This window comes from Commensalibacter communis, assembly GCF_947179015.1.
Classification (GTDB): Bacteria; Pseudomonadota; Alphaproteobacteria; order Acetobacterales; family Acetobacteraceae; genus Commensalibacter; species Commensalibacter communis.
The window spans coordinates 371,434-384,889 of record NZ_CAMXCM010000001.1; the positions used below are offsets into that span (position 1 = coordinate 371,434).

Below are 13,456 nucleotides of genomic sequence, written 5' to 3' on the forward strand. Positions count from 1 at the left end.
TGGGTTTTTTTTATGATGTATTAATCTATAAATAAAAGGATTTTTTCAATGGCTCAGGATAAAGCGTCTTATAACTATGTGGAAATCGGTATCCAAGCAACAGGAAATCGTCAAGAAAGCGATTCTATGGGTGCTGTTGAAGTACCTGCTGATCGATACTGGGGCGCACAAACTCAGCGGTCTTTACACCATTTTAATATTGGTGGTGATATCATGCCACGTGAGGTCTATCACGCTTATGGTGTGGTTAAAGGAGCCGCAGCAGAAGTCAATGCCGCAGCAGGACGTTTGGATAAAACAATAGCTGAAGCGATTGTGCAAGCTTCAAAAGAAGCTGCTAATGGCAAATTGGATGATCATTTCCCATTATGTGTATGGCAAACAGGATCTGGTACACAAACCAATATGAATGCTAATGAAGTTATTGCTAATCGTGCCATTCAATTACTGGGTGGTGTAATTGGATCGAAGAAACCCGTTCATCCAAACGATCATGTGAATATGGGACAATCTTCCAATGATAGTTTCCCAACAGTAATGCATGTGGCTATGGCTTTAGAATTAGAGAGAAAATTCTTTCCAGAATTAAACAATCTTGTCAAAGCGATTGAAGCTAAGGCAGAGCAATGGTTTGAAGTTGTCAAAGTAGGTCGTACTCATTTACAAGATGCTGTGCCATTAACCGTGGGTCAAGAATGGTCTGGTTGGGCCTATCAATTAAAAGATGCATTACATCGTGTTAAAGAAGCAGAAAGAGGTGTTTTTGAATTAGCTGCTGGTGGAACTGCTGTTGGAACTGGGATGAATGCTCCCAAAGGTTTCTCTAAAGCAATTGCGGCAAAAATCTCTGAAATTACTGGGCAGTCTTTCATTACAGCACCTAATAAATTTGCTGCTTTAGGTGGCGTGGACGGAATGGTTGCAGTGATGGCAGCCTTGCGCGGTGTTGCAACAGTATTAATGAAAATTGCCAACGATACACGTTGGTTGGCTTCTGGTCCACGCTGCGGTTTGGGTGAATTACATTTGCCAGAAAATGAGCCAGGTTCTTCAATTATGCCAGGTAAAGTTAATCCTACACAATGTGAAGCCATGATTATGGTATGTATACAAATTATGGGGCTGGATGCTGCTGTCGCACTTGCAGGATCTCAAGGTAATTTACAGCTTAATGTTACACGTCCTTTGGTGATTATGAATACATTGCATGCAAGTCGTCTATTAACTGATGCTGCCAAAGCTTTCCGTGAATTCTCAGTTGAGGGTACTACATTAAACGAAAAGCGTATTCAGCATTATATTGATAATTCATTGATGTTAGTAACAGCATTAGCTCCAGTTGTCGGATATGATGGAGCAGCAAAAATTGCACATCTAGGGGATGTAGAAGGATTAAGTCTGAAAGAAGCTGCTTTGAAAACAGGATTGTTAGACGAAAAACAATTCGACGAACACATTAAACCACGCCTGATGGCTGGTGAAGGTGTTGAGGGCGCTTAATGATATAATTCAGATTTGGTATGTTAATAAAAATAGCTAATATATTTAATATTAGCTATTTTTTATGTACATCAAAGTAGTAAAACTAGGAATAAATAATGTTGCAAGCATATCGAAAAAATGACGATAGATATATATTGACATATCAGCTGAATCAAAACGACATAAATATATTTTTTAAAATGTTTAATAAGCTATTTCTATTACAGAGATGGTTTATTTGTTTAGTTTCATTTTACTGTGCTTTTATTCTCTTGTTTCCTACATTTCATTTAAAATGGGTCTTACTTTTTATAAGTTCTATCGTAGCAGGAGTATATTTTTCTTCTAATTTGTTTGTTAAGAACTGTACTAAAAAAGCCCCTGGCTTTTCTGTTTTAATACATAATAGATCATTATTAACTGTAGATAATGATTGTATTACAATTGATTATTTAGAAAAGTTAAAAAGTATTGTTCAATGGAGAGCGGTTATTAAAATAATTGAAAAGAAAGATTATCTTTATATTCATCTTGAAACAAAAAATTATTTAATCATTCCTTGTTATGTATTTGAAACAGAGCTAGATAAAACTAATTTTATCCATTTTGTAAAAACGCATATATTATTAGCAAAAGAACAAGATAAATTGAAAAAATGAGGATATAGTTTTAAATACTATAATGGATCTTGACATTTAAGATTTAATTAAATTTTTTAGAACAGTGGTGATCGTTAGTTTAAGTTTCAACCGAGATTGCTCTACTTTTGCGTTAGAGGCATTGCTTTCTCATTCCTATAATAATTTGATAATTTTTACACTTATTACGGTCGAAAGAAATAATCTAAATATCTAACGTTTCTATAGAGCCTGCATGTTCCTGAATGAATTGAAAACGCATTTCAGATTTTTTACCCATTAGATTAGAAACGCGTTCTTCAGTAAAGTTAGCCTCTTCTTGAGGAATGGTGACTTTTAATAAAGTTCTATGTTTAGGATCCATTGTTGTTTCCTTAAGATCTTTCGGAGGCATTTCCCCAAGACCTTTAAAGCGAGAAACTTCGACCTTTCCACGTCCTTGACTAAGTTTACTTTGTTTTTTCTCTTTATCTTTGTCATCCATTGCGTAAACACTTTTTTCCCCTTGAGTTAATCGATAAAGGGGAGGTTGAGCTAAATAAAGTTTTCCTTGAAGAATAAGCTCAGGCAGTTCTTGGTAGAAAAAAGTCATCAGCAGAGATGCAATGTGAGCGCCGTCAACATCAGCATCCGTCATAATAATAATACGACCATAGCGCAATTTATCTATATTGAAATAAGACCCAATACCACATCCTAGCGCTTCGATTAAATCTTTCAATTCTTGATTATTATTTAATTTTTGATTAGAAGCACTGGCAACATTCAGAATTTTACCACGTAAAGGAAGGATTGCTTGGGTTTCACGATTACGAGCTTGCTTTGCAGATCCTCCAGCAGAATCACCCTCAACAATAAATATCTCAGTAATTGCAGCATTTTCTTTAGTACAGTCTGTTAATTTTCCAGGTAAACGTAATCGTTTTGTAGCGCTTTTTCTGGGCGTATCTTTTGCTTCTTTACGACGTAGGCGTTCTTCGGCTTTTTCTAGAATGGTTGTAAACAGGATATCTGCTTGGCTGGGATCAGCAGCTAACCAATGATCTAAGCGATCACGTAATGCCGTTTCAACAAGCTTGACCGTTTCCTTGGAACTTAATTTTTCTTTTGTTTGCCCTTGGAACTCAGGGTCGCGAATAAAAACGGATAATTTAGCTGCAAGTGATCCCAATACATCATCACTTGTAATGATAGAGGCTCTTTTGTTAGAACGCTGATCACCCCAAGCTCTGATACCTTTGAGCAAAGCATTTCTAAAACCTTGCTCGTGCGTTCCACCCAATGGAGTGGGAATCGTATTACAAAAAGAACTGAGTGAAGAATCGCCTTTGGTTAACCATGCGATAGACCATTCAATACGACCTGTGTCTTTGCCTTCTGTGTCTGTTGGGAGGGAAACATCGCCCGACCAAATAGGGCAAATAAGAGTATTGGTATCAATTTCTTCTTTTAAACTATCTTCTAGTCCATTTGGAAAATGTAATGTAGCTTGAGCTGGAATGTCGCTATTTTTTAAAAGTGTTTCATCACATGACCAGCGAATAGTAACACCTTTAAACAAAAATGCTTTTGCACGGCATAGTTTAAAAAGTTGTTTAGGTGAAAAATGAATGTCACCAAAAATTTCTGTGTCTGGGATAAAGCTAATTTGGGTGCCACGTCGATTCTGAATTGCGCCTACTTCAATGAGTGGGGTAATTGGGGTACCACGTCCATAGGTTTGTTTCCAGAGGATTTTATCTCTGGCAATTTCGACTTCCATCCAAGATGACAGCGCATTAACTACAGAAGAGCCGACACCATGTAACCCACCAGCAGTATTATATACTTTATTGGAGAATTTTCCACCAGCATGCAAGGTTGTAAGAATGACTTCTAACGCTGACTTATCTTTAAATTTAGGATGAGGATCAACAGGGATACCTCGACCGTTATCGCGAATGGTTAGCTTATTGTCCGTATCTAATCTTACGTGGATCAGATTAGCAAAACCACCAACAGCTTCATCCATAGAATTATCAAGAATTTCGGCAGCCATATGGTGGTATGCCGCATCATCGGTACCACCGATATACATTCCCGGTCGCCTGCGAACAGGTTCAAGACCTTCTAAAACTTCAATATCATTAGCATTATAACTGTTTGTCGAGGATATGGTCGCACCTGATTGCTGAGGTATCTTAGAATTATCAGAAGAAAATAAATCGCTCATATTGTTACTGTTCCTTTAAACGGTACAATGTTACACACTATTTTCTTCATCTTTCTTGATTTAAAGTTTATTTTTTGCTTGTTTTTTTAGTATGACGTACTGCGCGCTTTTTACTTGTTTTTGCTCTACTTTTGGAGGAAGAAGCAGGCGCATCACAAACTTCGATTGAAGTTGGTTGTGCAATATCTTTTGCCTCTGCGTATTGAGACAAATCTGTAGCTGTTTTTAGAGGTTTAAGCTCATCAAACATACTCATTCTTTGTAAACAGAAAATAGTTCCTGCTTTTAATCCTTGAGAGGATTGAACGTTAGCTAGTTGGGTAATATAATCATCTTGTGCTTTTTGAGCACCACGTCCGTAAGTTGTACGAAAATGACGCTTTAATTGGCTCTCTTGGTCATTCACAATAGAACCAAATTGTTTAATAAACCCGTTATATTGATCTTGTGCTTTACAAGATAAAGCAGTCACCATAAGCTCGCTTTTTAAACCTTCAACGTTGAAAGCTTCATGAGCAGAGGATGAACGGCAGGCTGCATTTGCAGTACTAATTTGACCGACAATAAGGCCGCTAAGAATAACCCCAGAAAGAGCAAGACGTTTAATTGAAAAAGACATTCAATTCTCCAAATCAGGACAAAGGACAATGATTATAAGAATATATCAAATGAATATATAAAATAACCGATTCGGTATTTTTTTTCAGCTATTTTTATTTTCTTAGCAACTCAAACCTGTATCAGTTCATATGATTTGCTTTTTTGATATAGCAGGTATTCAATATAATGCAATAGTTTATTATTCTTTACCTTAACTGAGCATTCAGTAAAAAAAAGCATTGTTTTATCTTTGATAAATGATTAAAGATTATGTAAAATATTAAAGTTATATCGATATATTCTGTCATTAATAAACAATGCTTGGGATCAGGATAAGTCTTTGATATAATTTTTTATAAATAAATGGTTTGATTAGTAATCATAAAACGAAAAATAGTTTTTCGTTGAATGCAATGGGGGCTAGTACGTGCGTCTTCAATTATCTTTAGTTTTGGTTGGTTTAGGGTTTGCCTTAACCGCATGTCAAAATCAGCAGCTTACCTCTTCTGATAGTGAGGCAAATAATCCGTTTAAATACACAAAACGTTCCGCTGTGTGTAAAGTAACGCCAATTGTCAAAGAAAAAGATGGTAGTTGGAAAACAACTATGGCTGTACGCAGCGATGACGGGCAATGTGAGTTCGTTGTTAAAGATCCAGATTCAAGCGGTTCATTTGCCTCTTTCGGTATGACGATTGCACCTGAAAACGGTAAAACATTTTTGTACAATTACGACAATCGTACTTATGTTCGTTATACACCAACAATGGCATATGCAGGTGCCGATAAATTTACAGCAAGTTTGATAGGCAAAGATGCTGTTAAAAGAACACCATTGCTTGTCGATGTTACTGTTGATAACACAGGGGTGCAAGTTGCAAAACCTGTTGTTGCCACAGCACCTGTAAGTAGTAGTAAGGCAAGCAGTAAAAAAGCCAAAACTACTCGTAAAAAAACGACACGTCGCTCTACAGCTAAGAAGAAATAGTTAAATATATAAAAATTGAATATGAGATTAATAAATTTCATATTCAATTTTATATTGTAAAATAAATTGGATTAGGACGAGGTCTTTTCATTCCCTTTTCTTCAGCTGATTTGATTAAATCTTGCAACGTAACTTTTGTAGCTTCTTTTAGTATTTTGTGATCTGTTTCTTCCCAAAAAGGTTTTATAACCTGTTGATATAAAGGGGAGGAAATTTCTGTATATTTTTCTTTTTCTTGAACTGAAATCGCTTGTATTATACTAGCAACAGTAATTAATCGCTTTGGTTTGGCAAGGTGATATCCACCGTGGGGACCTCTAGTACTTTCCAAAATAGAAGCTTTAGAAAGTAATTGTAACAAAGGCTCAATACTTCGTTTAGGCAAAGTTGTTCTTGTCGATATATCAGCAGCACTGACTGTATTGTTTCGACTTGAATAAAAAGCAACATCTGTCACAATTAAAAGAGCAATGATTGCTCGATCTTGTCTTAAAAGCATAAATCTTTCCAAAGTTAGTTATTGAACATTAAAAAATATTTAATATTATTAAACATAGATATTATATTATTTTAGTAAAAAAAATAGGTTTTTGTACAAAAAATTATATTATATACAAAAAAATATAGTAATATATTGAATTATAATATTTATAATTGGGGATTAAATTAGATGGTTGATATACAAGGGAATGACTTTGGCTTCTCAAAGGCAAGAGGTAAAATTTATAATTCGTTATTGGAAACCATTGGTGGCACGCCGTTGGTACGTCCTTCGAATTTATTAAAAAAGGATCAAATTGCTGCTGATATTTTATTAAAATTAGAATGCTTTAATCCTTTGGCATCTGTAAAAGATCGGTTAGCGGCAGCTATGGTTTTACAGGCTGAAGCTGATGGAATTATCAGCCCACATAAAACAATTTTGGTTGAACCAACATCTGGAAATACTGGAATTGGTTTAGCGTTCATTGCTGCGGCAAGGGGGTATCGCTTGATTGTAACGATGCCTGAAAAAGCGTCGATAGAACGTCGAAAAATGATGCGTTTTTTAGATGCTCAATTAGAGTTAACTCCTGGGCATTTAGGAATGGCAGGGGCAATTGCACGTGCAGAGGAAATTGTTGAAACAACTCCAAACGCATGGATGCCAAAACAATTTGAAAATCCAGTGAATGCAACAATGCATGAATTCACAACTGCTGAAGAAATTTGGCAAGATACAGAGGGTAAAGTTGATATCGTTGTTGCTGGTATTGGAACAGGTGGTACGATCACAGGAATTGCAAACGGGCTTAAAAAACACAATAGTGCTATTGAAATCTATGGTGTCGAGCCTGCAGAAAGTGCTGTACTAAACGGTGAGGAACCTGGTCCTCATGGTATCCAAGGAATTGGTGCTGGATTCAAACCAAAAGTTTTAGAAATGGATTTGATTAAGCAAGTATTAATGGTTTCAGAAAATGATGCCTTAGCTGCATCTCGTAGACTAGCTAGTCTTGATGGTATTCCAGTTGGAATTTCTTCGGGTGCGGCATTACATGCTAGTTTAATGCTGGCAACTCGCCCTGAAAATAAAGGGAAAATGATTGTTGCCATAGCGCCTTCATTTGCAGAGCGTTATTTATCGACACCTTTATTTAATAATTTGGGATAACAATATTATATTAATTCAAAAAAAGCGGGAGTTACCCGCTTTTTTTTATTTGTGATCGTTAATTAACGTAGAATAATTTCTACACGTCGATTTTGTGCTTCGCGTACATTTGGACCTGTTGGTACTAATGGGTTTTCTGATCCATAGCCATGAATATCTATGTTACTTGCTGGGACACCATTTTTAATCAATTCAGCTTTGATTGAACGTGCTCTTTTAAGAGAGAGAGCAATATTATAACGTTTGCCTTGTTCATTAGGAGCTGCAGAAGTATCGGTGTATCCGTCAGCTTCAATACGTGTACTACGAACACTATTATATGCTAGTGCCGCTTCTTTAACGATAGATACAGCATGATCGTTTAAAGCATAACTGTCCCATGCAAAGAATACCAAATATGTGCGTGACTTTCTTGAGGATGGAACGGTTGGTGTTGTATCAACAGGCTGTGTAGGAGGAGGGGCTGGATTGAATTCGTATCTCAACCCTAATAAAATAGAATGATTGAAATAGGTAGTTGTATCTCTATTTCCACGTGCTTGGCTATAGGCATGAGTCGTATTATAGCCACCTTGTGTTCCCCAAACATCGGCAGTGTGGCTTTGTGGACCTAGCATCGTCCAAAAACGATATTCCGTCGTAAAGGAGAGCCCGACAACCCAAGGCGTTGGAAAGGACAAACCACCAATTGCTTGATAGGAAAAATTACCAAATGTTCCGCCGAGATGTTCTGTAAGACGATTATCTGTGGTGCGAAGTTTTACACCATTCATAGATGACCATCCATACCCAATACCTGCACCGAAATAAGGAAAGATATAGGGGCTACCAACATCCATATCAAAAAGAGCATTTGCCATAAAACCATAAGTTTGTTGGCGTCCTTGGCCCCAGGCTTTATAAGAGCCTAGATTCTGATATCTTAACGGATTGTTACGATAGTTTCCTTCGATTTCAACACGGAAACCATTTCCAAGGCCATAACCAAGGCTTGTGACTGCGGTTGCACCAGGTGTATATTTATCCCGTCCACCTGGCATAAATTTATTTAATCGTACAACTTGATCTTGGTTAAAGCTTACTCCGCCTGCTCCTGAAACGTAAATCCCTCGAACAGGCTGTGCTTTAGCAGTAGAGGATAAAAGAGGCATTACACAATAAGATGCTGAAAGGCTGAATAGGGATGTCATTAATAGACGAAAGCGTAAATTCATCTTAACCTTTAAACTCCTGTTAAGTGTAGCTGCTGTTGTTTATAGTACAATAATCATTTTGGAATAGCGTGTTTTTTTATAAGAAAGAAGCAAAAAATTATTTTTTTGAAAAAAGTTTTATTTTTGTCATACAAACATCACATATTACTCATGATTTTTAAGTATAAGAACTAAGTTAAGCTGATAGAAATTATTCGCTAGGAATAAAATTTAGTAATTGTTTATAAAGTGTTGGTTTAAGGATTAACATGTTCGCGATATCAAGATCAGCATCAGTTCCCAAAGCAGCTGGACAAGCACTGCGGATATTTTGAATAATTTTTGCATCCAGAGGGGCTCGTGCTTTTCGAGAGGATACAACGCTGTCTTTATAAAAAGATGTAGGTGTTTTTAAAGAATCTAATTGTTTTTTTATAAATTGCTCGCCTCGGCTGGTGCATAGTTGTGGCATGACACCCAATCCTTGGAGGGGCCATCCTAATGGTGCTAGAACTCGACTCCATGTAACGAATAATTCACCTTCATCAGGCAATTGTGCAATGGTTTGCACCAATCCTTTTCCTAAGGTTGTGCTGCCTACAATGACTGCTCTTTTATGGTCAGAAAGAGCCGCTGCCAGAATTTCTGCTGCACTCGCAGTATGTCCGTCAACTAAAATGACGATAGGTATCCCTTGGGTCAGGTCTCCTCCTTGAACGGCCCAAATATGATTTGCATCATCAAAGCGCCCTTGAGTGGTTGCAGCAATACCATTATCTAATAACAGCGCAGCACTTGTAATTGCTTGTTGTAATACGCCACCACGATTACCGCGAAGATCGATAATTAAGCCCTTTATTTTCATATCTTGTATTGCTTGATCTAGGTATTGGCTGATTTCCTCGGCTGTATCTGTTGAAAAAGAAGTGATTTTTAGCATCACAATATTATTGCTAGTAAATGCGAAAACAGTTGCTGGGGGAACAGATGCTCTTTTTATACGAACTGTTTTGGTCTTTTTGTTACTAGCCATACTAACCGTTAGGGAAATAGTTGTATTTTCCTTACCCCTTAACCATTTTTTAACCGTGTCTAATGATTGTTTAGCTGTTTTTTTACCATCCACTGCATATAAGCGTTGACCTACCATTAGCTGCGTTTCCCATGATGGGCCATTGGGATTAATAGAAGATATAATAAAATAGTTGCCTTGTTTAATTAAAGAAATTCCTGCGCTGGCGTCACCACCATCGCGTATGTCTCGATCGGTAACGGCAGAACTAGGGGCGACATAACGAGAATACGGATCCATATGATCGAATAGCTCGTCAAAAAACGCCTGTATAATTGCTTGCTTACCAATAGATTGGATTGTGTTTGAATTCTGCCAAGCATTGTACCAGATATTTATAACGCTTTGTGACCATAATTTGATATTGTCAGCTGAAGGAGGGATTGGCGTACTATAAAGCAGTTTTTGGGCTTTATATAAATTTAATTGTCCTTTTTCCTCTTTGATAGAAAAGGCAGGATCGATCGCGTTTAAGCCATTCAACCCCCATAAACATAATTGTTCGATAGAATGTTCATCTAGCGTTCTGGGTTGTAAAAATGTCAACGCTGTGGCGATAATATTAATGTAATTATTTTGATCGAAATCTTTGTCGCTTGAATGCACTGTGCTGGGTTGGGGTTGTTGTGCAATGGCAAAAGAACAACTCATCGCTATTAAGAAAGTTACGACAAGTAATATCTTTAAGAGTCGTTTGCAACAAGGCGTTATTGAAAGAACAAGTTGCATCGCAATAGTTTCAATCAATGGAAATGTTACATGCCTTAATAGGACTAGAATCGTATTTCTCCGATTAAAGTAGAGTGAGCAATTAAATTACAAAAGATATTAAGTACAGAACTTCGTCAAAAAGAACAGTGATTATTGATACAAAAGTAAAAGTTGTAATAAAATTACACTGATTGTTACATAAAATATACATAACAATCATGTGGATTCAGTCTTTTTTTGTCTTTTTACGAGAAGTTGTTTTTTTTGCTGTAGAAGTTGTGGCTTTCTTCTTTTTAGTTTTTTCTTTGGTGGATTTGCCTTTCTCTTCCAAAATAGACAACGCAGTTTCTAGAGTAAGCGTGTCGCCATTATCCCCTTTCGGTAGGGGGGCAACTGTTTTTTTATGTTGCAAGTAAAATCCAAAACGTCCTTTGCGTAACAAAATAGGTTCTTTATCTTTTGGATGGGCGCCTAAATTTTGAATAGAGGCCATTTTTTTCTCAACGACTTCCAATGCACGGGGAAGATCAACGGTTAAGACATTATCCGATTTATCCAAGGAAGCAAATATATTCCCGACTTTGATATATGGTCCAAACGGCCCCAAGCCTGCTTGAATCGCTTCTCCAGTGGTTGGGTATTGGCCTAAAGTGCGTGGAAGGGATAGTAATCCAATCGCATCTTCTAGAGTCATGGCATTTCCATCCATTCCTTTTGGAATAGTGGCACGCTTGGGTTTCTTCTTTTTATTTTCAGGATCTGCTTCGCCACATTGAATATAAAGTCCATAAGGACCACGTTTAAGGATAATGGATTCATCTGTTTCGGGATGGTTTCCGAGGGTGCGAGAACCCTCTTTTAATGTATCCTCTTCTTCTGGATTAGCACCATCAACCCCTAATCTGCGGGTATATTGGCATTCTGGGTAATTTGTGCATCCTATGAAAGCCCCATAACGTCCTAACTTAAGATGTAGTTTGCCACTATCACAAGCAGGACATTTACGCGGATCAGATCCATCGGTAGACTCTGCAAAGAAATGATTGCCTAGATCATGATCTAATGCATCAATAACATCTGAGATTTTAAGATCTTTTGTTTGTTCGATTGCCTTGGAAAAATCATCCCAGAAATTGCGTAAAACCGTTTTCCAATTGACTTTACTATCAGATATATCATCCAGTTTTTCTTCTAGATTAGCAGTAAAGTCAACGTCAATATATCGTGTAAAGAAAGAAGTTAAAAAGGCGGTAACCAATCTTCCGCGGTCTTGAGGGATAAAATAACGATTTTCAAGCGTTACATATTCTCGATCACGTAGCACTCCCAAAATAGACGCATACGTAGAAGGTCTACCAATACCCAACTCTTCCATTTTTTTAACAAGGGAGGCTTCGCTGTAACGAGGGGGTGGCTGCGTAAAATGCTGTTCTGGGATGATTGTTTTGGTTGTCGTATGTTCACCTTCTTTCATAGAAGGTAACATTGTTGAGCTTTCCTGTTTTGATGGATCTTTTTCTTGATCGTCAACAATATCTTTATAGAGTTTTAAAAACCCATCAAATGCGATCATTGAGCCTGTGGCTCTAAACAAATGCTCTTTGTTTGGATTAGCAAGTGTTACCGCAACTTGATCCAATTCTGCGGATTGCATTTGACTTGCAACGGCACGTTTCCAAATCAATTCATAGAGCTTTTTTTGATCTGGTGTTAAATATGCCGCGATTTGATCTGGAGTATAGCTAATATTTGTTGGCCGTATTGCTTCATGTGCCTCTTGGGCATTTTTGGCTTTGCTCGTATAGTGACGGGGTTTGGAAGGTAGATATTTATCCCCAAATTGAGTTTCAATATGTTGACGAATGGACGTAATAGCTTCACTTGCCATTTGTACGCCATCTGTTCTCATATAGGTAATTAACCCGACCGTTTCCCCACCAAGATCAACTCCTTCATAGAGTTGTTGGGCTGTGCGCATTGTGTTTTGTGCGCTCATATGTAATTTACGAGAAGCATCTTGTTGTAAAGTCGATGTTGTAAAAGGGGGAGCTGGATTACGTTTTGTTTTTTTACGCTCAACAGCTTGAACAGCGAATTTTTCTTTTTGAAGGGTTTGTACAGCTTGCTGAGCTAACTCTTCATTGTTAAGATCAAATTGCTCTAACTTTTTACCTTGGAGTTGTGTCAGTTTCGCTGTGAATGCTACATTTTCTGAAGTTAAGAACGTGCCACTAATCGTCCAATATTCTTTGGATTTGAAGACTTCAATTTCAGCTTCACGTTCACAAATAAGACGCAACGCCACAGATTGCACGCGTCCAGCACTGCGAGAACCTGGTAGTTTTCGCCATAGAATAGGAGATAATGTAAATCCAACCAAATAATCCAAGGCACGACGAGCAAGATAGGCTTCAATAAGCGGTTGATCTAGTTCTCGAGGGTTTTGCATTGCATGCTGGACGGCTTGTTTGGTAATCTCGTTAAAAGTTACCCGTTCAACATTAATGTTTTTAAGGAGTTTTTTATCCTCTAACATTGCTCTAACATGCCAAGAAATAGCCTCACCCTCTCTATCTGGGTCAGTTGCGAGATAGAGGTTTTTAGCACCCTTTAAGGCTTGTGATATGGCTTTAATCTGTTTCGTGCCACGTTCATCCGCAGCCCAATCCATAGCGAAATCTTCATCGGGACGAACACTGCCATCTTTGGGCGGTAGGTCGCGAACATGACCAAAAGAGGCAAGAACAGTATATTGATTGCCAAGGTATTTATTGATTGTTTTAGCCTTAGCAGGTGATTCTACTATAATGACGTCTGTCATTGCTTCTCCAGGCGAGAATAAGATGAAAAGTGTAAAGTCGAAAATATAAAAAACAAAATACTATCGTTTTTTTTCAAAGAAGCAA

10 protein-coding genes are annotated in these 13,456 nt (G+C 37.5%); 4 read left to right on the forward strand and 6 right to left on the reverse strand.

Annotation, left to right across the window (positions count from 1 at the left end; all coding sequences use genetic code 11):
* Positions 1–48: 48 nt before the first annotated feature.
* Both fumC and PQG54_RS01765 read left to right on the forward strand, forming a co-directional pair.
* The gene (gene fumC, locus PQG54_RS01760; RefSeq protein ID WP_271789184.1) at positions 49–1,500 is read left to right on the forward strand and encodes a class II fumarate hydratase; all 1,452 of its coding nucleotides are present in this window, start codon (positions 49–51) and stop codon (positions 1,498–1,500) included.
* A 98-nt stretch (positions 1,501–1,598) separates the two neighbouring features.
* Positions 1,599–2,141 carry a YcxB family protein gene (locus PQG54_RS01765; protein ID WP_271789183.1) on the forward strand — a complete coding sequence of 181 codons (543 nt, stop codon included), beginning with the start codon at positions 1,599–1,601 and terminating at the stop codon, positions 2,139–2,141.
* 184 nt (positions 2,142–2,325) lie between these two features.
* On the opposite strand, the gene parE is transcribed toward PQG54_RS01765, so the two are convergent.
* Both parE and PQG54_RS01775 read right to left on the reverse strand, forming a co-directional pair.
* Positions 2,326–4,332, reverse strand: coding sequence for a DNA topoisomerase IV subunit B (gene parE, locus PQG54_RS01770; protein WP_271789182.1), 2,007 nt, complete (start codon positions 4,330–4,332; stop codon positions 2,326–2,328).
* 67 nt (positions 4,333–4,399) lie between these two features.
* A complete protein-coding gene (locus PQG54_RS01775) occupies positions 4,400–4,951 on the reverse strand; it encodes a hypothetical protein (protein ID WP_271789181.1) in 552 nt (183 codons plus the stop codon).
* Positions 4,952–5,359: 408 nt separating this feature from the next.
* Between PQG54_RS01775 and PQG54_RS01780 the strand changes: the two genes are divergently transcribed.
* A complete protein-coding gene (locus PQG54_RS01780) occupies positions 5,360–5,920 on the forward strand; it encodes a hypothetical protein (RefSeq protein ID WP_271789180.1) in 561 nt (186 codons plus the stop codon).
* 49 nt (positions 5,921–5,969) lie between these two features.
* Here the strand turns inward: PQG54_RS01780 and PQG54_RS01785 are convergent, their stop codons facing one another.
* Positions 5,970–6,419 carry an RrF2 family transcriptional regulator gene (locus PQG54_RS01785; RefSeq protein ID WP_271789179.1) on the reverse strand — a complete coding sequence of 150 codons (450 nt, stop codon included), beginning with the start codon at positions 6,417–6,419 and terminating at the stop codon, positions 5,970–5,972.
* 171 nt (positions 6,420–6,590) lie between these two features.
* Here PQG54_RS01785 and cysK point away from each other — a divergent pair, with 171 nt between their 5' ends.
* A complete protein-coding gene (cysK, locus tag PQG54_RS01790; RefSeq protein WP_271789178.1) occupies positions 6,591–7,574 on the forward strand; it encodes a cysteine synthase A in 984 nt (327 codons plus the stop codon).
* Between the two features lie 62 nt (positions 7,575–7,636).
* Here cysK and PQG54_RS01795 read toward each other — a convergent pair whose 3' ends face one another.
* The 3 genes from PQG54_RS01795 to topA form a co-directional block, all read right to left on the reverse strand.
* Positions 7,637–8,788 carry an OmpA family protein gene (locus PQG54_RS01795; protein ID WP_271789177.1) on the reverse strand — a complete coding sequence of 384 codons (1,152 nt, stop codon included), beginning with the start codon at positions 8,786–8,788 and terminating at the stop codon, positions 7,637–7,639.
* 190 nt (positions 8,789–8,978) lie between these two features.
* Positions 8,979–10,586 (reverse strand): S41 family peptidase, encoded by a 1,608-nt coding sequence (locus tag PQG54_RS01800; protein WP_271789176.1) that lies wholly within the window; start codon positions 10,584–10,586, stop codon positions 8,979–8,981.
* A gap of 190 nt (positions 10,587–10,776) precedes the next feature.
* Positions 10,777–13,371 (reverse strand): type I DNA topoisomerase, encoded by a 2,595-nt coding sequence (topA, locus tag PQG54_RS01805; RefSeq protein ID WP_271789175.1) that lies wholly within the window; start codon positions 13,369–13,371, stop codon positions 10,777–10,779.
* Between the last annotated feature and the right edge of the window lie 85 nt (positions 13,372–13,456).